Source organism: Rhodospirillales bacterium, from assembly GCA_023898765.1.
Taxonomy (GTDB): domain Bacteria; phylum Pseudomonadota; class Alphaproteobacteria; order Micavibrionales; family Micavibrionaceae.
Map to the genome: position 1 here is coordinate 563,177 of CP060238.1, position 19,335 is coordinate 582,511.

Annotated in this window: 16 protein-coding genes; 7 read left to right on the forward strand and 9 right to left on the reverse strand. The window is 50.3% G+C overall.

The window, feature by feature from the left end; translation table 11 throughout:
- Positions 1 to 54: 54 nt before the first annotated feature.
- From H6853_02745 to H6853_02765, 5 genes are all read left to right on the forward strand, one after another.
- A complete protein-coding gene (locus H6853_02745; protein USO04579.1) occupies positions 55 to 1,470 on the forward strand; it encodes an HlyD family type I secretion periplasmic adaptor subunit in 1,416 nt (471 codons plus the stop codon).
- 17 nt (positions 1,471 to 1,487) lie between these two features.
- Complete coding sequence (locus H6853_02750; protein ID USO04207.1) at positions 1,488 to 2,207, forward strand: aspartate/glutamate racemase family protein; 720 nt, start codon at positions 1,488 to 1,490, stop codon at positions 2,205 to 2,207.
- Positions 2,208 to 2,219: 12 nt separating this feature from the next.
- Positions 2,220 to 4,208, forward strand: coding sequence for a threonine--tRNA ligase (gene thrS / locus H6853_02755; protein ID USO04208.1), 1,989 nt, complete (start codon positions 2,220 to 2,222; stop codon positions 4,206 to 4,208).
- A gap of 80 nt (positions 4,209 to 4,288) precedes the next feature.
- Positions 4,289 to 4,927: a translation initiation factor IF-3 gene (locus tag H6853_02760; GenBank protein ID USO04580.1), complete on the forward strand. Its 639-nt coding sequence runs from the start codon at positions 4,289 to 4,291 to the stop codon at positions 4,925 to 4,927.
- A 326-nt stretch (positions 4,928 to 5,253) separates the two neighbouring features.
- The gene (locus H6853_02765; GenBank protein ID USO04209.1) at positions 5,254 to 5,649 is read left to right on the forward strand and encodes a hypothetical protein; all 396 of its coding nucleotides are present in this window, start codon (positions 5,254 to 5,256) and stop codon (positions 5,647 to 5,649) included.
- A gap of 111 nt (positions 5,650 to 5,760) precedes the next feature.
- Here the strand turns inward: H6853_02765 and trxA are convergent, their stop codons facing one another.
- From trxA to tsaE, 5 genes are all read right to left on the reverse strand, one after another.
- Positions 5,761 to 6,078, reverse strand: coding sequence for a thioredoxin (gene trxA, locus H6853_02770; protein USO04210.1), 318 nt, complete (start codon positions 6,076 to 6,078; stop codon positions 5,761 to 5,763).
- A 96-nt stretch (positions 6,079 to 6,174) separates the two neighbouring features.
- Positions 6,175 to 9,666, reverse strand: a complete 3,492-nt coding sequence (gene addA / locus H6853_02775; protein USO04211.1) for a double-strand break repair helicase AddA — start codon at positions 9,664 to 9,666, stop codon at positions 6,175 to 6,177.
- 2 nt (positions 9,667 to 9,668) lie between these two features.
- Positions 9,669 to 12,644 (reverse strand): PD-(D/E)XK nuclease family protein, encoded by a 2,976-nt coding sequence (locus H6853_02780; GenBank protein USO04212.1) that lies wholly within the window; start codon positions 12,642 to 12,644, stop codon positions 9,669 to 9,671.
- A complete protein-coding gene (locus H6853_02785; GenBank protein USO04213.1) occupies positions 12,641 to 13,366 on the reverse strand; it encodes a nucleotidyltransferase family protein in 726 nt (241 codons plus the stop codon). The genes H6853_02780 and H6853_02785 overlap by 4 nt, the downstream gene beginning before the upstream one ends.
- Positions 13,363 to 13,782 (reverse strand): tRNA (adenosine(37)-N6)-threonylcarbamoyltransferase complex ATPase subunit type 1 TsaE, encoded by a 420-nt coding sequence (gene tsaE, locus H6853_02790; protein USO04214.1) that lies wholly within the window; start codon positions 13,780 to 13,782, stop codon positions 13,363 to 13,365. Before tsaE ends, H6853_02785 begins: the two co-directional genes overlap by 4 nt.
- A gap of 57 nt (positions 13,783 to 13,839) precedes the next feature.
- Between tsaE and H6853_02795 the strand changes: the two genes are divergently transcribed.
- Together H6853_02795 and H6853_02800 are read left to right on the forward strand one after the other, a co-directional pair.
- Positions 13,840 to 14,862: an NAD(P)/FAD-dependent oxidoreductase gene (locus H6853_02795; GenBank protein ID USO04215.1), complete on the forward strand. Its 1,023-nt coding sequence runs from the start codon at positions 13,840 to 13,842 to the stop codon at positions 14,860 to 14,862.
- Between the two features lie 22 nt (positions 14,863 to 14,884).
- Positions 14,885 to 15,277, forward strand: coding sequence for a hypothetical protein (locus tag H6853_02800; protein USO04216.1), 393 nt, complete (start codon positions 14,885 to 14,887; stop codon positions 15,275 to 15,277).
- 52 nt (positions 15,278 to 15,329) lie between these two features.
- Here H6853_02800 and H6853_02805 read toward each other — a convergent pair whose 3' ends face one another.
- The 4 genes from H6853_02805 to H6853_02820 form a co-directional block, all read right to left on the reverse strand.
- Positions 15,330 to 16,850 (reverse strand): peptidoglycan DD-metalloendopeptidase family protein, encoded by a 1,521-nt coding sequence (locus H6853_02805; GenBank protein USO04217.1) that lies wholly within the window; start codon positions 16,848 to 16,850, stop codon positions 15,330 to 15,332.
- A 147-nt stretch (positions 16,851 to 16,997) separates the two neighbouring features.
- Complete coding sequence (locus H6853_02810) at positions 16,998 to 17,534, reverse strand: hypothetical protein (protein ID USO04581.1); 537 nt, start codon at positions 17,532 to 17,534, stop codon at positions 16,998 to 17,000.
- A gap of 75 nt (positions 17,535 to 17,609) precedes the next feature.
- Entirely contained in the window at positions 17,610 to 18,152 is a 543-nt protein-coding gene (locus H6853_02815) for a TrmH family RNA methyltransferase (protein USO04218.1), read from the reverse strand.
- A gap of 4 nt (positions 18,153 to 18,156) precedes the next feature.
- A complete protein-coding gene (locus H6853_02820; GenBank protein ID USO04219.1) occupies positions 18,157 to 19,335 on the reverse strand; it encodes an aminotransferase class I/II-fold pyridoxal phosphate-dependent enzyme in 1,179 nt (392 codons plus the stop codon).

Consider the following 19,335-nt stretch of genomic DNA (forward strand, 5'->3'; position numbering starts at 1 on the left):
AAGAAAAAACCGATCAAAGAAGTGACAGGACATGATCCGCGTCTGGCCAAGGCTATGCAGCAAATGGCCGGGCAGTCGCCGGGGGAAAAAGCCCCTGAAGACTTAAACATGAACAATGAGGCGGACTGGCAGGCGGCGCAGCGTCACTGGATTCATGGCGGAATGGATAGGCTGGGAGCCCGTGCGGACCGGTTTTTTGATACGGATGAAGATCTGGGGCTGTCCAAACATCTTTTAATGCTGGGGATCATCGGGTTTTTTACGGTGTTCATTTTATGGGCGAACTGGGCCGCGCTCGATGAGGTAACGCGCGGGGACGGGAAAGTCATTCCCGCCAGTGAAGTGCAGAAAATCTCCTCTCTGGAAGGCGGGATTGTCGAGGAGTTTTTTATCAAGAAGGGCGACGAGGTAAAAGCCGGACAGGTTCTTGTGCGTCTTAGCGACGTCGCTGCTTCATCCGATCTGGGGTCCGGGCAGGCCAGACATTTGGGGTTGCTGGCTACGGTAACGCGGCTTCAGGCGGAAGTTGCCGGTGAAATTCCGGTATTTCCGGATAATGTCATGGAGGGTGCACCGCAATCCGTGACGGAAGAAATGAATTCCTACCGTGCCAATCAGGATAAAATCACGAGCCAAACCCTGGTTATTCAGCAGCAGAAAAGCCAGCGCGAGCAGGAACTTCGGGAGCTTCAGATTCGGGCCAATGACGTGCGCGGGCAGCTTAATCTGGCCAAAGAAGAAAAGGCAATGGTTGCGCCGTTGGTGGAAAGCGGCGCGGCCCCGAAAATGGAATTGTTGCAACTGGACCGGAGTATCAAGCAAACGGAAACGGAGCTGAACGGGGTTCTATCCGCCATTCCGCGCGCGAAAGCTGCGATTAAAGAGGCGGAAGCCCAGATTGAGGATATCAAGTCCCAGGCGCGCGCGCAGGCCCAGACGGAGCTGTCCGCCAAAATGATCGAAATGAACTCGATCAAGGAAGGTCTTGTAGGACTTAAAGACCGGAAAATCCGTGCGGATATCAAATCTCCGGTGAATGGTTTCGTAAAGGATCTGAAGGTCTATACGGTTGGCGGTGTCGTCCAGCCGGGACAGGAATTTATCGAGATTGTTCCCAAGGACGACCAGCTTTTGGTTGAGGCCCGTATTAACCCAAAGGATATTGCTTTTCTTTATCCCGACCAGCCGGCGGTTGTTAAAATTACAGCCTATGATTTTTCGATTTACGGGGGGTTGAAGGGCAAGCTTGTTTCTATTTCCCCGGATGCGGTGATGAACGAAAAAGACGAAAGTTTTTACATGGTGACAATCCTGACCGAAGAAAATTCCCTCAAGCGCGCCGGAGAGATTTTGCCTATTATTCCGGGTATGGTTGCCAGCGTGGATATCATGACCGGTAAAAAAACCGTCATGGAATATCTCTTGAAACCTTTCGTCAAGACGCTCGATAAGGCGATGAACGAGCGGTAGTTTTTCCCGAACGCGACATGAAAAAAATCGGTATCATCGGCGGCCTCTCTCCAGAATCAACGGTAAAATATTACCAGTGGCTCAATGAAGGTGTACGTGTACGCCTCGGCAGCGCGCATAACGCGAAAATTCTTCTTTCCTCGGTAGATTTTCAGGAGTTTATTGATCTGAAAAATAAAGGTGATTGGGACACGCAAGGGAAGATTCTGGCGGCAGAGGCTTGCGCTTTAGAGCGTGCCGGCGCCGATTTTATTATTTTGGCTACAAATACCATGCACAAAGTTTCTGACCAGATAGAGTCTGCTATTCATATCCCATTCCTTCATTTGGCGGAAGCTACAGCAGACCGCATTGTCACAAGCAAAATCAAAACGGTCGGGCTTTTGGGGACCCGCTACACCATGGAGCAGGATTTTTATAAAAAGCGGTTGCAAGATAAAGGGATTGACGTTCTTGTGCCGGATGAAAAAGGGCGGGAGATCGTGAATAATGTTATTTATGACGAACTGACAAAGGGACAGGTGAAGGAATCTTCCCGCGTTGCTTACCGCGATGTCATTAATGAGCTTATTAAGCGCGGCGCGCAGGGGATTGTGATGGGGTGTACCGAAATTACAATGCTGATCGATCACGGCGATTCATCTGTGCCGCTGTTTGACACCACGAAAATCCATGTTGAAAAGGCGCTGGAATTCATGTTTTTAGATGAAATAAAAGCTGGCGTTGCGCAGGCTTAGGATTTAATAATCATGTCTATGAAAACAGCGGAAAACAGGATGCCTGAGAATATTACAATTACATTGCCCGATGGCTCTACACGCGAATATGGCGCGGGGGTCACGGGAATGGAAATTGCGGAAAGCATTTCCAAATCCCTGGCGAAGGTTTCTGTGGCCATCAGGATTGACGGTGTTTTGTCGGATTTATCCCTGCCCATTGAAAAAGATTCGGCCGTCGCCATTGTCCGGCGCGAGGATGAAGAGGCGCTGGACCTTATCCGGCATGATTGCGCGCACGTTATGGCAGAGGCGGTCCAGAATCTTTTTCCCGGTACGCAGGTAACGATTGGCCCGACAATAGAGAACGGGTTTTACTACGATTTTGCCCGTGAGGAGCCGTTTTCGGTCGAAGATTTCGACAAAATTGAAAAAGAGATGCGCAGGATTGTGGAGCGCGGTGAAAAAATTACGCGCGAAGTCTGGGATCGTAACGAAGCCATTTCGTATTTTAAAGGCAAGGGGGAATCCTATAAGGCCGAACTCATTGAAGATTTGCCGGAAGACGAAACCATCACGGTTTATAAGCAGGGGCAGTGGCTTGACCTTTGCCGGGGGCCGCATTTGCCATCCGTCAAACATGTGGGCACGGCGTTTAAATTGATGAAAATGGCGGGTGCTTACTGGCGCGGGGATTCGGACAAGGCGCAGCTTCACCGCATTTACGGCACGGCCTGGCGGAATGACCAGGACTTAAAAGCCTACTTGACCCAGCTTGAGGAAGCAGAAAAACGCGATCATCGCAAACTGGGAAAAGAAATGGATCTCTTCCATTTGCAGGAAGAAGCGCAGGGCTCTGTTTTTTGGCATCCCAAGGGCTACGTGATTTATAACCAGCTTGAAGCCTATATTCGCCGCCGTTTGTCAGATTCCGGTTATCAGGAAGTCAAAACACCACAGCTTATTGATAACAAGCTTTGGGAGGCATCTGGCCATTGGGGAAAATTCCGCGAAAACATGTTTGTGGTTCCGGATGAGGTTCCGAATACTTCCGATGAAGGGCCTGTTCTGTCAGGTAAAGCGGGCCTTATGGCTTTGAAGCCGATGAACTGCCCCGCGCATGTCCAGATTTTCAGGCAGGGATTGAAATCCTACCGTGATTTGCCCTTGCGTATGGCTGAGTTTGGCTGCTGTCACCGGAATGAAGCCCATGGTGCGCTGCATGGTCTGATGCGTGTGCGGCAAATGACGCAGGATGATGCCCATATTTTTTGTAGCGAAGACCAGATTACGCAAGAAAGCGTTTCTTTTTGTGAATTGCTTCAAAAAATATATTCCGATCTCGGTTTTGAAAAAATTGATGTGAAATTGGCCCTGCGGCCGGAGCAGCGCGCCGGAACGGACGAGGTCTGGGACCGTGCAGAAAAAGGTTTGCGGGATGCGCTGGAGCAAGCGGGCCTCGCTTATGAGGATTTGCCCGGCGAGGGTGCTTTTTACGGACCGAAGCTGGAGTTTCATTTGCAGGATGCAATTGGCCGGACGTGGCAATGTGGAACGTTGCAACTGGATTTCGTTTTGCCTGAGCGTCTGGACGCTTCCTATGTTGGCGAAGATGGTGCGCGTCACCGTCCTGTTATGCTGCATCGGGCAATTTTAGGGACGCTGGAGCGTTTCATCGGAATCATGATCGAAAGCTATGGCGGGAAATTGCCGCTCTGGCTTACGCCTGTTCAGTGCGTTGTGGCAACCATTACAAACGAAGCGGATGCGTACGCGCGGACCGTTTATGAAGCCCTGAAAGCGAAAAATATTCGCGCTGAACTGGATATTCGCAACGAAAAAATTAATTACAAGGTGCGGGAGCATTCCCTTCAGAAGGTGCCTGTCCTGTTTGTCGTAGGTGCGCGTGAGGCGGAAGAAAAAACGGTTGCCATTCGCCGTTTCGGCAGCAACGATCAGGATGTGCAAGCTCTGGAGCAGGCTCTGGAATCCCTTGCAAATGAGGTTAAAGCCCCCTATTAATGCCCTGTTCACTATTCTTTCATTTGTCTTTGATAGATTTTAATGAGCTGTTTTTTTAATAATTTTAAGGAGATTCGACCATAGCCAAACCCCCTTTTCAGCCCCGTAAACCGCAAGGACCGCGGATTAATGACCAGATTACAGCGGAAAAAGTCCGTCTGGTTGGCGCGGATGGAGAAATGCTCGGCGTTTCAAGCCTTTCGGAAGCAATAGAAGCCGCAGAAAATATTGGTCTGGATTTGGTAGAAATTTCCCCCAATGCGGATCCCCCTGTTTGTAAAATATTAGATTACGGAAAATATAGGTACGAACAGCAGAAAAAAGCCAATGAAGCCCGTAAAAAACAGAAAACGGTCGAAATCAAGGAAATCAAGATGCGTCCGACAACGGAAGTGCATGATTACAATGTCAAACTGCGGAATGCGCAGCGTTTTCTGAAGGATGAAAATAAAGTCAAGGTGACGCTTCGTTTTCGTGGACGGGAAATGGCGCATAAGGATCTGGCAATGAATATGCTCAGTCGGTTTCGTGATGATTTGGCTGATTTATCCAAGGTTGAGTTGTCTCCTAAAATGGAAGGCCGGCAGATGATTATGGTTCTTTCTCCCGATTCTACGGGGAGCGGAAAACCAAAAGTCAGCTCATCGCAAGATATGGGAGACACGGCAGACAAAGAAGGGGAATTCCCTTCCGGTGAAGCGGCGTCCGATCAAGAATAATTCTTTCTATATCCGGGTTTTTAAGACGTTTCTTTGAAGAAAAGGGATGTTGCATCCGCCGGTAATCTTTTGAAACGGGGTGCCTTATTTTGGCCTTATTTGGAAAAAGGGTGTTTTTTCGTAAAAAAATAAAATTTTTATTCTGTTTTAAATCAATAACTTAAGTGAATTTTGTTCATTTTCCTTGCGCACAAATTTGCCTTATTTGGTCAAGATGTGGTCTAATTTAAGTATAGCAGGAAACAATGTTAGATAGGTTTTAAAAACATTTTCTTTATTAAAAGTTTCCAGCTTTTAATAACATGATATTCAAAAGGAGAAAAAACATGGTGAAATTTTTAAGAAAGAAAAGTTTGATGATGAGCGCAGCTCTTTTTACCGGAATGGTAAGCGGTGTTGAAAGTGCTCATGCTGCAAAAAACTTCAGCACGATCTCGGATAACATTTCCGAATCCATTCAGGATCTTCCCGGTCTGCTGACGGGTGTGTCCTACATGGTCGGAATTCTTCTGGGGGTTCTGGGGATTTTGAAAATCAAGGATCACGTTGAAAATCCGAGCAACACGCCTCTTCAACATGGTGCTATTCGTCTGGCAGCCGGTGGTGGTCTGTTTGCCCTGCCGATCGTCTACGAAGCCATGCAGGCAACGATCGGGGAAGACGGCGCCAACGCAACATCTGTTGATGCATGGGGCGTTCAGGAGTTCTCTGACGTTAAATAAGTCTTAGAAAATTTAAACATATTACATCGGGGGCTGTCCTTCATTTGGACGGCCCCCGTTCTCTTGATAACGTCTAAAAGCGGTATTCCCGGATTTCAGGGAGGTTTAAGTTTATACGAGGGAATCTATCCACTGAACCAACTGGGCTTTGGACATTCCGCCGATTTTCGTATCCAGAACTTTTCCGTCCTTAAAGGCAATTAAGGTTGGAATACCGCGTACACCGTACTGTGTCGGGCTTTGGGGGTTTTCGTCAATATTGACTTTGACCATTTTGATTTTGCCTTCCATTTCCCCGGCGACCTCGTCAACGATCGGGGAGAGGGCTTTACACGGGCCGCACCATTCCGCCCAAAAATCTACAACGACCGGACCGTTTGCGCCCAGGACTTCATTTTTAAATTCTGCATCGGAAATTTGCTGCGTCATGTATTGTTCCTTTTTAAAAGCCTCTGTTTTGAATATGTATCATACGTTTCTATAAAATCTGATTCGGAAGGGCAAGGGCCAAGGTTACTTGCGCCCTTATAACGAAAGCTCCATAAACCGGGGGCCGTCTGTCCAAATGAGGGCGCAGCGCACAGATCTTTCAGGATATATTTTTTGCAAGGCCGCTTTATACGCTCCCATTTGGGCTTTGTAAATTTCGGGTATATCTTCTTCTGTTTCCGGCGGTGGTCGGTTGGTTTTATAATCCATGATTAAAATTTTATCTTTTGTAATCAAAAGTCGGTCAATTTGCCCTGAAATAAGCGTTTTGTCGTCTAAAAGCCCCGTTACGGGGACTTCTGCCATCGATCCGGCGCCAAAAATGGATAAAAAGTCCGGATTTTCTAAAATGCACATCGTTTCCGTCACGATATTTTCCTGAACGTCTTCGAAAAGGGCATGTCCGTGCTGAATAACGAATTGTTTGGCCGCTTTTGTTCGTTTTTCCGGTGGCAGTTCGGGAAGAATCTGGAGCAGCTTATGGGTCAGGAGTCCCCGCTGGAACCTGTTTTTATCTTTTACATCAAGCGGAGATGCCGCCGCCGGGCTTTCTTGCGCAGGCCGGGAAGGCACGAGGGGACGAGGGGGATGAGGCTCTTCCGGCGCCGGACGGAAGAGCCAGTCCGGTGCCGCTATTGCAGCTTTTTCTTCTGCTTTCCCTTCCTTTTTTCTGTCAGGACTCCCTGTTTCCGGGTTGGAGAGTTGCAGAGTGATTTTTTCCGGTTCCTTTTCAAAAGGAAGAGCTTCAGTGCCGGGGTGGCTTTTTATTCCTGCTTCGACCTCATAATACCAGCTTTCAGGTTGCGGCGCTTTATATCCCGTATAACCGCCGATATACAGCCTGTTTTCGGCGCGGGTCATGGCCACATAAAGAAGGCGGCGATATTCTTCATCCAGCCGCTCTTCCATATTTTTCCAGGCATTTGCGGCTTTTTCCGGCAGGCCGCTTTTCTGGGGAGAAAAAATGGGGACAGGATAGTTGGAGCGGTCCGGCCAGAGAAGCTGCTCTTTTTGGACAGGCTTCGAATTTCGAATGGTATCGGGCAGAATAACAATAGGTGCCTGCAGGCCTTTGGCACCGTGGATTGTCATGACACGTACGGCCGTTCCTGCATTTTCCATTTGCCGTTTAATTTCTACGGAGTCTCGTTCGTACAGGTTTAAAAAGAACTGAAGGTTTGGAATATGGTCTGTTTCGTAGGAAAGGGCCATATTTAGAAATTCATTCAGCGGGTCAATGGCGTCTTCACCCAGCCGTTTTTTCAGGGAACGAAGCCCGCTTTGTTCGTCTGCCGGGCAGGGAGATTGGAGAAGACGGCTGAAAAATTCGTAAGGGCGGGTGATCCCCGCCTGCCGGATCAGATCTTCCAGATAAGACAGAACTGCGGCGTCTCCTTTTTCTTTTAAAATGCTCCAGAGAGATTTCTTCTGTCCCTCTTTTTTTCGGCCATAAGCGACGGCAAAGAGTTGATCTTCATTCCATCCAATGAGAGGCGATTTGAGGAGTTCGGCCAAAGACAGGTCGTCTTCAGGGAGGAGGGCGAAAGAGGCGGCGCTGACAAGGTCCTGTACGGCAAGCTGTTCGTTCAAAATCATGCGGTCGATGCCGCTTACAGGAATGCTGCGGGTTTTGAGCGCCCGCACAAGCTGCCCCATAAAGGCGCTGCGTGTGCGCAGTAAAATCATAATATCACCCGGTTGAACGGTCCGGTCATGGCTTTCGAGTCTTTCATGTCTGACCCATTTTTGAATCGTATTTCCAATGTAATCCGCAAGTTGCGCTGCGCCGCTCTGGCTTTCCCGGATACGGACCGGCGGCTGCCAGCCTTCGTCCTTTTCTTCATTTTTGACGGAGTCGAACAAGGGCCAAAGCTGGACAAGACCGGCCTGTTTGCGGCGATGGGGAATATGATCCAGGACATGGAGCCCGAGTCCTTTGCGCATATGTTCGGGGGCGAAAACCTGATCGACGGCTTGCAGAACGGATGGCGCGGACCGAAAAGAGATATTCATCGGGACCGATTGGAGCGTTTTCTGGGCGTCGCGTATTTTTTGATCGAACCAGCTTTGCATATCGGAAAATTTATCCGGCGCGGCGCGCTGGAAACTGAAAATGGATTGTTTTTCATCCCCCACGACGAAGAGAGTACGTGCCGTATCCTTCGCGCTTTCCCCTGTGAAAAAATCTGCGCAGAGCGCCTTGATAATTTCCCACTGTTCCGGGTTGGTGTCCTGTGCCTCATCTACCAGAATATGGTCAATTCCCTGATCGAGTTTATACATGACCCACGGGGCGATATCCTCCGGTGTCATATTTGTCGATTTGCCCTGCAGAAGGTCCAGAACACGTAAAATCAGATCGTCAAAATCAAGTCCGCTGCACGCATCTTTCAGTTTTTGGTAGGTTGCCAGAACTTCCTGTCCCAAAAGCAGCAAGTCGCGGGTTAGAAAGGCGCATGCGGCGGCTTTTCTTTGTTCTTCCAGTTTTAATAAGCGCTGTGTCTCCGCGCATAAAACGTCTTCTGTTTCGGGATGGGCTTTTAGAACGCTTTTTGTTGCCGGCGTTTTAAAGGGCGTTCCTTCTTTTGTCAGGAAGGCGTTTCGATAGGAAGCGTATGTATGTACGCGTTCGGGGATGTCTGCATCCAGCCAGGTTTGGATTTTAGCGGCTTTGGGTTGATCTGTTTTTTCCGTTCCCTCGGCCAGGGCCGCGCAGGCTTGTTTTAGGCCCCGCGCGTCAAAGCTACTTTCTTGCGCTGCCGCTAAAAGCATATCCTGATCTGTTTTGAGAGGGGGGACATCCAGTATGTTACAAAGCTGTGCGTAGAGCCCGTCTATTCCGAAATGCTTTTCAAGCAGGGTATGGAGCTGTCTTCTTTCGCTGGAAATTTGCTGTATGAGGGCTAAAAACTGATCCTCATTGACGTTTTTGGCTATGTTATGCAGCGCTTCGCCAATCGGGGACCCTTTTTCTTTCGAAGCGCGCGCTAAAACGATATCCGTGGCCTGATGAAGAAGGGCTGTGCTTTGGGAGTCTTCCAGTGCGGAAAAATGCGGCGGCAATCCGGCTTCAAGCGGAAAACGGCCCAATACGGACTGACAAAAGGAATGGAGGGTCATGATTTTCATCCCGCCGGGTGTGTCAACGACACGGGCGAAAAGCCTGCGGGCGCTTTTGATTTCTTCTGTACGGGGCATACGGCCCAAAAGAACGCTCAGGTCTTCCTCCAGCGCCTTTCCATCCATCACGGCCCATGCGCTGAGGCGTTTATTCAGGCGCAGAGCCATTTCGTTTGCGGCGGCTTTTGTGAAGGTCAGGGCCAGAATATTTTCCGGCGGTGATCCGCCCTGCCCCTCTTTTTTAGGCAGTAGCAGACGTAAGAGCCGGTCCGTTAGAACTTTTGTTTTGCCCGCGCCCGCCGAAGCAACGACCCAGGCCGAGTTTTCCGGGTCCGAGGCGCGGCGCTGCAAGACATTCGGGTCAAGATCACGGCAGGAGTTTTTGATGGCAGGCGCCGTTTTCACCATTTTTATGCGGCCTCCTCTCCGATTTCCATTGAGTCCCCATTTAAGGCCACCCATTCTTTTACGCGGGCGAGGTGCTCATAATCATTGTAGCGCGGGGCTTTGTCCAGTTCGGGCAGGCTCAGATAGGCCGTGTTTTTATCACGGAAAGCTTCGATGAGGGCTATCAGCCCGCTATGGGCAGCTTGAAGGGTTTCTTCTACGTTTTCAGACAAGGCGGTGATCTTTCCGCCGTCCCGTCCCCCGTTCAAGGTCCAGTAGGTCAGGACTTTAGGAGAAAGAGACGGGAGTCCGGCTTCTTTAAACCCGCCTTTGGACAGGATAAGTGCTTCAAGGGGAAGTTGGGGAAGGCGGCCATCTTTCATGCCTTTAAGGGAAAACGTGCCGCCGGATTTATAATCAATGACGGCACCGGCGGTTTTATCATGTCCCCTATCTATACGATCGGCGGTGGCACTGAGTGTAAAGTCTTTTCCAGCCGCACATATTACAAGATGTCCCTTTATTTCCTGCACCGCAGGGTTCCAGTTTTTCCGCCAGTCTTTTTCATGGGCGCAAAACCATTCCGCGATATTTTCCAGACGCGGCTGCCAGAAATTCCAGAAGACCGGATCTTTCGATATTTTTTGAACTTCCTCTTTTGCGAGGGTTACAAATTGACGGGGCGCATCGTCCGGCAATTCTTTTGGGAATGTTTTTACGAATTTTTCCAGCGTTTTATGCAGGATATTTCCTCTTACAGCCTCATCCACAGCCTGTTCCAAAGGTTTTAGTTTTTTCAGGCCCAGAATATAGCGCGCATAAACCGAATAAGGGTCATACAGCCATGTTTGAATTTGCGTGACGGGCAAATGATCGGGACGGGCTTCCAGCGGCGGTTTGGGTGCGGGACGTTCCGCGGGCGTAATCTCCTGTACGTCTTTTAAGGCGCCGGCATAGGCACTATGCGGCCCTGCCGCGATGGTCCCGGGAGGGATATCCAGCGCCTGCAAAACCGTATCCAGCCGCTCCAGCCACCGGGACGGGACGCCTGGGGTGCCGTCGACCCGTAAAGCCCGCGTCAGGATAACCTCTTCCGCGCAAAAGCCCTGCACAAAATCATGGGCGGCAAGTCCGGTAGCGCGTTCCGTCGGCGGGAGGCCGAAATCTTTTCTCATCGGGCGCGACATCCATGGATCAGACGGGGGCGCGGGAGGCCATGTCCCTTCATTTAGCCCGGAGAGAATGACGCGGTCGGCTTGTATAAGCCGGGCTTCAAGCTGTCCCAGGATCATTAACCGCGGGTGCATGCCATAGGAAGGGCGTACCGTGACAGTTTTCATCAAGCGGTTTAAAATCGCCTTGTAATCGCTTGCGTTTAGGCGGGGCAAAAGGTCTGCGTGTTGGCCCAGATCAGAAAAGAAGAGGGATGCGGCCTCCCCTTCTTCCCCTCTCCATAAGATTTCAGGCGGGCAAAGCGCTTCGGCCAGGAGCAGGTGCGCTTGAAGGAGGTCCGTAAAACTTTGATCTCCTTTTAAGCAGAGCGTTGTAAAAGGGCCAAAGGTTTTTTCCAGCAGTGCATGAAGGGGAGTTAATTCGGGGACATCCTCGAGTTTTTCCTTCAAAATATCCAGGGAACTGCCTTGAACCGGTCCACGCAGAATTTTATCAAAGGTGCGGATAAGGGACCTGTAGTGAGGGATTTCCCGGTCCATATGACACAAATTGTGCTTTAAAAGGGCAAGAAGCGCGACAGGGCGCAGATTTTCCGTTGCAGCGGCAAGGCCCAACATTAAAAAACTACCCGCAGGCGTGCATGGAAGGCTTTGGCCGCCGGAATCGTCTATCTCGATCCCCCATTTCCGGCAGGCCGTTGCAACGCGCCGCGCAAGATGTCTGTCAGGCGTCACCAGAGCGGCTGTTTTCCCCGGGTCTTCGAGAACTTCCCGTAAAGCCAGCGCGATGAGGGAGGCTTCTTCTTCCTGCCCCGCGCAGTCATAGCGATAGAGGGACGAAAGGCTGTTTGTGAAGGCTTTTTTGTCCTGGCCGGAAGGGCCGAGATTTTGCCAGCCTTCGGACGTGTCCGCCGGACGCATGATTTCAGAGGCCAGATATTGACGGGCTTTTGTCACCGGCCGCAGATTTTCGGTGTGAGGCCATGAAAGTACGTCCGTACGCATACAGCCGATATGAGTTAAAAGCTTTTTCAGTGTTGCCTGGGGATGCGTGTCGTCGAGGGCGTCCCAACTGTCCTGTTCCATGTTTTGATCCAGCCCCGGCAAGACGACACACCCCTGCGGCAGGCGGGCAATGGTTGAAAGCAAAGCGGCCGTGGCGGGAATGGATCCGGTCGATCCTGCCGCGATAACGGGCCTTTCAGGCGGGTTTTTTTGCCAGTAAGTGTTCAGGGCAGACAAAAGACGGTTTCGTCTTTCGGAAGCGGGGATAACATGGTTTTCTTCCAGAACCTTGGGCCAGTGCCGGCTTAAAATTCCTAGAAAATCAAGGGTGATTTGCCAGTGTTTTGCAAATTTTTCCCGGTCCACAAGGTCCGGCAGCTTTTCCAAATCCAGCCCTTCCGTGCAAACCTGGTCCATGAACTGTCCCAGCGCTCCCGCCAGCGCCATATCCTGGTCCGGCCCTTTTGAAAAACCGGGCAAGCGCGAAATGGTGCGGGCAAGAAGAAGCTGTTGACGCAAAGGAGAGATTGCCGGGGGCAGATTGAGCGTTTCTTCAGCGCCCAACAGGATTGAAAGTTCTTCTTCGTCAAGATCGCCCAAGGGCTGCATACGGGGCAGAAGAAGCGGTTTGTTTTCGCTCAGCTGCAAAAAGGCTTCGCGCAGGGTTCGGCAGGCCCGCCGGGTGGGGAGGAGGATCGTCGTGTCCGCCAGACTTTCAGGCATATCATTTTTACGCGCAAAGAGTCCTTTTGCCAGCGTTTTGGCGAAAGGAAACCCTGCGGGAATATTATAGACAGTCGGTGGGGAGGTGGCTGTGCTCATGCCGCGCAACCTTTTTCAAGCGCGGCGTTAACGCGCTCAAGATCTTCCGGCGTGCTGATATGGTGCCACGCGCCTTCATGAACCAGTCCATAAAGCTGTCTTTTTTGTTCCGCTTCATCCATAAGGTCCAAAAAAGAAAAAATGTCTTCTGTCCTGTTTTTGAAAAGGGTGGGTTTCGTGATTCTGACTCCTGCAAACATATACTGCCCCCTTTTTTCTTTATTGCGAACCGCGCGGCCGTCAGGGGTCAGGTCGTAATCTCCTACACCTTTGGTTAAGATCATCCGATCCACGGGTTGCAGCAGAATCAGAATATCCATTTTTTCAGGATCCCAATATTCGGAAAGGCGTCCGAGAGCGGTTTTATCCGTCTTTTCATCCCAGAAAGCATCGCCGTTTATCATGAAAAAGGGCGCGCTTCCCAGCTCTAAAAGGGCTTTTTTTACGCCGCCACCTGTGTCCAAAAGGTCTTGTTCGGGAGAAAAAACAATTTGGGGACATGTTGTTTTTTCCAAATGCTTTTCCAATATATTCCGCAAATGGTGGGTATTGATGACGACTTTGCGAATTTTTTCGGATTCCAGTTTTTTCAGTATGTGGTCAATAAGCGGTTTGCCTCCCACGGGCACCATAGGTTTTGGCATGTGGTCCGTAAAAGGTTGCAGCCGCGAGCCCTTTCCGGCCGCCAGAATAAAGGCTGTATCCGGGGAGGTTTTTGTCATGCCGTTTCCACCGTGATTATGTGTGATTCGTCTTTTTTTGCGGCGAAGAGAATATCTGTCCGGTCTTTTGGCAGGTAGTTTCCGGCTCTTTCCGGCCATTCGATCAGGGCAATGCCGTCACTTAAAGCCTCGTCCCATCCCAGTTCAAAAATATCTTCGGGGTTTTTGATCCGGTAGAGATCGAAATGCCAAATATCGGCGCAAGGGGTTTCATAGGTTTGGACAAGCGTGAAAGTCGGGCTTGGCACCTCCGTATCTTTTCCGCAGAGCGTCCGGATAAATCCGCGGGCGAAAACGCTTTTTCCTGTGCCCAAGTCTCCGCTCAGGCAAAAAACATCGCCAGGCCGGGCTTTAAGGGCGATTTTTGCCGCAAAATTCGCCGTATCGGATTCGCTTTTTGAGACAAAGTTTTTCATCTTTTCGCCTTTAATTCCTTGTATTTTGCGAAGGTTCTCCCTTATACCAGATATCAAATGTCAAAAAACAATAGATTTGAAACCGATGTTGCAATTATCGGCGCGGGACCCGTGGGGCTGTTCGCCGTTTTTGAGTGCGGCATGCTGGGGCTTAAAACCCATGTGGTCGATTCGCTGGAAGAAATAGGCGGGCAATGCAGCGCGCTTTATCCGGAAAAGCCGATCTATGATATTCCAGGCTGCCCGGCCATTTTGGCGGGTGATTTGATTTCAAATCTTGAGGCGCAGGCCGCCCCGTTTCAACCGACTTACCATTTGGGGCAACAAATAGTTTCTATTTGCAAAGAAAGTAGCAAATGGAAACTCATCTCCTCCGGCGGTCTGGAAATCTTCGCAGCGGCTGTTATCGTTGCGGGCGGGGCCGGGGCTTTCGGTCCGAACAGGCCGCCGCTGGAGGGGCTGGATTCTTACGAAGGCACATCCGTTTTTTACATGGTGCGCCGGAAAAGCGATTTTAAAGGGAAAAGAGTTGTGATTGCGGGCGGGGGAGACAGTGCCGTGGACTGGGCGCTTTCCCTCTCTGACGTTGCAGACAGGTTGTATGTGGTTCACCGGCGCGAGAAATTCCGCGCGGCCCCTGAAAGCGCCGCCCGTTTGAAAATGTTGGAAGAATCGGGGAAGCTGGAACTTGTAACCCCTTATCAACTCAAAGGGCTTGAAGGAAACGGGGGCCTCTTAAGCGGCGTACACGTACAGTCCATGGACGGGGAAGGCCGGCTTCTGGAAGCCGATATCCTTTTGCCTTTTTTCGGGCTTGCCACCGATTTGGGCCCTATTTCTGACTGGGGACTGGAGGTAGACAAGCACCGGATCAAAGTTGATCCGTCAAGCTGCGCGACAAACCTGCCCGGAATATATGCTATAGGTGACATTGTAACATATGAAGACAAACTCCAATATATTCTGACCGGTTTTGCCGAAAGTGCGCAGGCCGCCCATGCCATTTATCACCGGATTCATCCCGGCGAGGCGCTGCATTTTGAATATTCCACGACCAAAGGCATTCCTTCCGCTGCGTGATGTTATGCGCTAGAATGAGGAGATGAGACATCTGATTTTCTTGGCGCTGGGTGCCTGTTTTTTCTTTTACGGACCTCCTTTTTCTGCATTGGCGGCGGGGGAAGTTTCCCCGTCTCCCATTTGCGGCGTTTTGTACAATTCCACGTCCTACAAAGTCTATGGGACGCTTTCGACCGACATTGCAGGAGAAAAAGAAGGGATGGAAATTCGGCATACGGAAAGCTTCAAAATAGAAGCCGGAAAGCGGATGGAGTTTTGCTCTCGCGGTCCCTTTTACGAAGGCCGCCGCCTGGAGCTGAGTTTGCGGACACTGTTTCCCGTTTTTTCCTGCCGGACGAGGATCGACCGGGAAATCACAATTTCCAGCCGTCCGAAATCCGAAGGCGGTTACGAGTATTCGGCAGATTGTTTATAGGCTTTTTCAGACAAGGATTGTGTCAAGGCTTACGTTTTAAGATAAAACATTATCAGTTATAATGTTTCTTTTCTTTCTGTCCGTCGGCATATTTCTGGTCGGCGACAAGCCGGGCATATCTTTCGTCTATCTTTTTAATTTCGCTCTTGAATTTTTTCATGTCCTGTCCGGTGAGCTTTTCTCCCGTGGGCAAATTAACGGAACGCGGGTTGATTTGTTGCCCGTTTTTCAAAACCTCGTAATGTAAGTGAGGTCCTGTAGAGCGTCCTGTCGTTCCCACATATCCTATGACTTGCCCTTGTGTGACACGGGCGCCGACACGCGTTTTAATTTTGCTCATATGGGCATAAGCGGTTTTCAGTTCAGAATTATGGCGGATGCGAACGTATTTTCCGTACGAGCTAAAGCGGCCGGCCTTTTCAACGACACCGTCTCCGGCGGCATAAATCGGCGTTCCTGTGGCAGCCGCGAAATCCATCCCTTTATGCATTTTGCTGTATCCCAAAACCGGGTGACGTCTCATACCGAAACCGGACGACATGCGCGCCCCGTCGATAGGCGTTGTCATGAGCGTTCTTTTTAAACTTTGACCGTCTGCGCCGAAATAACCTACCCGTCCGTCGGCCATTTCATAGCGGTAAAGAGGCAATTCTTTTCCGTTTAAGGTTAGCTTCGCGTACAGGATGTCCCCGGTTTTTACAACATGACCGTTGTCGGTTTCAAAGCTGTCATAGAGCACTTCAAGTCCGTCGCCTTTCCGGACATCCCGCTGGAAATCGACATTCCATGAATAAATGCGGATTGCCTCCGTTACGACAGATTTTGGAATACCGGCCTTGGCAGCGCTTCCATAAAGAGAAACTTCGATATTCGTTTTTTGTGCGCGCGCAACTTTTTCCACTTCCTTTTCGTGAAGCTTGGATGAAAACCCTTCTGCGCCACGGTAAACGATCAATGTTTTTACCGAATCCAAAGGGATTTTCATACGTGCAAAACGCATCCCTCCACCGTCCTCCGGCACAAAATGCATGTGGACATCTTGCCCCGCTTTCAAATGACGCGGATCAAAATTCGCCTTCATTGCTTTAATGATCTGGTCTGCTTCTGTTCCTCCGACACCGGAATGCTCCATTACAATGCCCAGAGAATCTCCCGGTTTCACGGTGACAATTTTTTCAACCGGCTGCGGAATACTGCGCGCAATTGCAGAAACGGAGGATAATTGGCCATAAAGACTGGCGTTTAACCGGCTTGAAAAATTTTCAGGAGGGTGCAGGCGCCCGGCTATCTGACTATTTTCTCCTGTTTGGCCATACAGGCGAAGGCCGTCGGGAGAAGAGGCTAAAGATGTAAAGAACGGCGAACTGACAACCAGAAATAAAACAGCCGGAGCGACAATATAACGCAGCCGCAGATATCCCGACCGGGTCAGGACATGGCGTTGCCGTAAACGCAAAATCCGGCCGAGAAAAGAAAGGACTGCAGGGCAGTTTTTTTTGAGTTTTTCAGGCGCAATACTTCCCGCGTCTGCGCAAAACCCTTTCAGAAAAGTAACAACCCGTCTTTTCAACATTATTGCATGCTTCTCTTCTTTGGTGTTTCTATTCATTTTTGATATGTATGAAACCGCCTGACCCAGACCCAGAATCTAGCATAGCAGACGATATGTTCCAACTCTTTCATAAAACTTATGGGTCTGAAATATTTGAAGACGCAGTCTCTAATGGCCACATTTTCCAGAAATAGCATCGTGAGCCGCGCTGCTGCCGCGCAGGCTATAGGTATCTGTTGTTAACGTTCCCCGGCGCGAGGTTCCTTTTACAACCATTTTTGACCCGCCGCGAATCGCTGAAGCGAGACGGTTATCCGTTTCGGCATCGGCGGTCCATGCGGTTTCATCCTGCGTGAAGAGGCTAAAACTTTGCGTTCCGATGGTTACGGTAACTTCGCTGCCTTCTTTGTAAGGGTATCCGGCAATATAGCTGAAAACATTGTTTGTGCCTTCGGCCGGACGGCTGGTGATAAGCGCGTAAATTTTACCCCGGCGGCTATAATCACCTTCGTCTTTTTCGGGTGTCGCCGCCATGTAACAAACCTGATTCCCGTTTTCCATGAATTTATAAACCGACCAGTCGCCGTGTGTGCCGACCAGTTCCGGCTCGGATGCCTGCGCAGCGGAAGGTGCGAGAGGGACGGCAAAAAGAGCTAAAGAGAAGGCTAAAATCAAGGTCCAGAATGTCTTGTCCGATCGAATCATCATTTGTGTTCCAATACTGATTGTTTTTCTCACGTTTTGTGAATGTACGGGGCGGATTAATTTACCGCAAGTCCTTTATTTTATGTTGAAGTTTGTTCTTGTCTTGCGTCGCCGAGTCACATTGTTTTCCGCCGGAATTACAGGCTTTCCGCAAGGGCGGACGGGCCGTTCGGCATAACGTCCCATGGAGATCATCCTGTCATACATGGTTAAAGCGCCTGCCACCCCGACATTGATACAAAATTTTGACGGTATTTTGACAATATGATCGCATTTTTCGATCAGTTCCGGGGACAAGTCTCCCATCTCCGGCCCCAGGACATAAGCGCCGCGTGTGGGGTGTCTAAAAGAGGGCATTTCAATCGAATCCTCCATAAATTCGATGCCTGTCAAACTGCATCCTTCCGGTAAATCCATTTCCTGCACACTGTTCCAGACATGAAAGGGCATATGGTCAAATGCGCCGGAGGTGTCAGAAACCCGGATTTCGTTTATATCAACGACCGGGCGAATAACAAAAAAGAAACTCGCGCCAAAGGCGTGGGCTGTTCGCACCAGATTGCCCAGATTGCCCTCTTTGCTGATTCCTTCGACTCCGATTCCAAAATATCCACGCATATTTTTATCCGTTTATAACCTGTTCGAGTTTATCTATCGCTTCGACCAGTTTTCTTTCCGATACGGCAAAGCACAAGCGAAGCCAGCTTTTACAACACTCTCCGAAAGCGCAGCCTGGCGCGAGGCTTAAGCCTCCCTCGTCAATGAGCCGTTTTGCCAGCGCCATGCAGTCTTCTTCCCCCTCTATCCGAAAGAAGCTGTAAAATGTGGCGGGCGGACGATGCGTATGAATGCGGGGATTTTCTCTAAAACGGTCTGTCAGCAAATCCAGATTGGATCGCCAGGATTCAAGCTGTTGGGCGATGAAATCCTCCCCGTGCCGCAAGGCTTCAATCCCGCCAAATTGGGTAAATGTTGGCGGACCCATATTATCGTACAACGCTATCCCCTGAATAATATTTTCAGATTCCGGCGGTCCAACGAGCCAGCCAAGCCGCCAGCCGGTCATGGCATAGGATTTTGAAAAGCTGTTAATCGTAAACAGAAAGTCGTGATCCTGGGCGATTTCCAGAAAACTCGGGGCGTGGGATGTATAAAAGACGCTCCGGTTGTAGACCTCATCGGAAATAATCCAGATTCCACGTGCCCGGGCAAATTCCAGAACGTCCTTCATCTCTTCCCGCCGCATAATCCAGCCCGTTGGGTTGGAAGGAGTGACGATTAAAATGGCCTTCGTACGTGACGTACATGCCTGAAAAACCTTTTCCAGATCCAGATTCCAGCCGTTTTCATTTTCATCCAGCGGGACCTGTACAACTTTTGCCTGAGCCAGTCCCACCGCGCCCAGAAGGTTTTTCCAGATCGGGGTGATGGCGACGACTTCATCATCTTCCTCTAAAATAGACGTGAGGGCGAGATGCATGGCGCTGCTGCCGGAGGGGGTTACAAAAATCCGGCCGGTGGGCATGTTCAGCCCCATCAGGCGCGTATAATAGGCCGCAATTTCCTGCCGCAGTTCGGGTCTTCCAACCACAGGGCCGTAAAAGGTTTTTCCTTCTTTCATGGCCTTATGGGTGGCACTGGTAATGAAGTCCGGTGTTTTGAGGTCTCCTTCCCCTTGTCCCAGCGACAGAATATCGGGCCTGCGCCACCCGTAACGCAGCATTTCCGCCCCCGGATTAGGGGCAAGCCGTTCTAAAACACCGCGAAAAGGGATGTTTTCCTGTTCGATTTCTTTTGTCAC

What these genes read in the sequence shown, in the direction of transcription:
- H6853_02745 (USO04579.1), top strand. Translation starts at nt 55, where the DNA reads ATGCAGCAAATGGCCGGGCAGTCGCCGGGGGAAAAAGCCCCTGAAGAC.
- H6853_02750 (USO04207.1), top strand. Translation starts at nt 1,488, where the DNA reads ATGAAAAAAATCGGTATCATCGGCGGCCTCTCTCCAGAATCAACGGTA.
- thrS (USO04208.1), top strand. Translation starts at nt 2,220, where the DNA reads ATGTCTATGAAAACAGCGGAAAACAGGATGCCTGAGAATATTACAATT.
- H6853_02765 (USO04209.1), top strand. Translation starts at nt 5,254, where the DNA reads ATGGTGAAATTTTTAAGAAAGAAAAGTTTGATGATGAGCGCAGCTCTT.
- trxA (USO04210.1), bottom strand. Translation starts at nt 6,078, where the DNA reads ATGACGCAGCAAATTTCCGATGCAGAATTTAAAAATGAAGTCCTGGGC.
- addA (USO04211.1), bottom strand. Translation starts at nt 9,666, where the DNA reads ATGGTGAAAACGGCGCCTGCCATCAAAAACTCCTGCCGTGATCTTGAC.
- H6853_02780 (USO04212.1), bottom strand. Translation starts at nt 12,644, where the DNA reads ATGAGCACAGCCACCTCCCCACCGACTGTCTATAATATTCCCGCAGGG.
- H6853_02785 (USO04213.1), bottom strand. Translation starts at nt 13,366, where the DNA reads ATGACAAAAACCTCCCCGGATACAGCCTTTATTCTGGCGGCCGGAAAG.
- tsaE (USO04214.1), bottom strand. Translation starts at nt 13,782, where the DNA reads ATGAAAAACTTTGTCTCAAAAAGCGAATCCGATACGGCGAATTTTGCG.
- H6853_02795 (USO04215.1), top strand. Translation starts at nt 13,840, where the DNA reads ATGTCAAAAAACAATAGATTTGAAACCGATGTTGCAATTATCGGCGCG.
- H6853_02800 (USO04216.1), top strand. Translation starts at nt 14,885, where the DNA reads ATGAGACATCTGATTTTCTTGGCGCTGGGTGCCTGTTTTTTCTTTTAC.
- H6853_02805 (USO04217.1), bottom strand. Translation starts at nt 16,850, where the DNA reads ATGTTGAAAAGACGGGTTGTTACTTTTCTGAAAGGGTTTTGCGCAGAC.
- H6853_02810 (USO04581.1), bottom strand. Translation starts at nt 17,534, where the DNA reads ATGATTCGATCGGACAAGACATTCTGGACCTTGATTTTAGCCTTCTCT.
- H6853_02815 (USO04218.1), bottom strand. Translation starts at nt 18,152, where the DNA reads ATGCGTGGATATTTTGGAATCGGAGTCGAAGGAATCAGCAAAGAGGGC.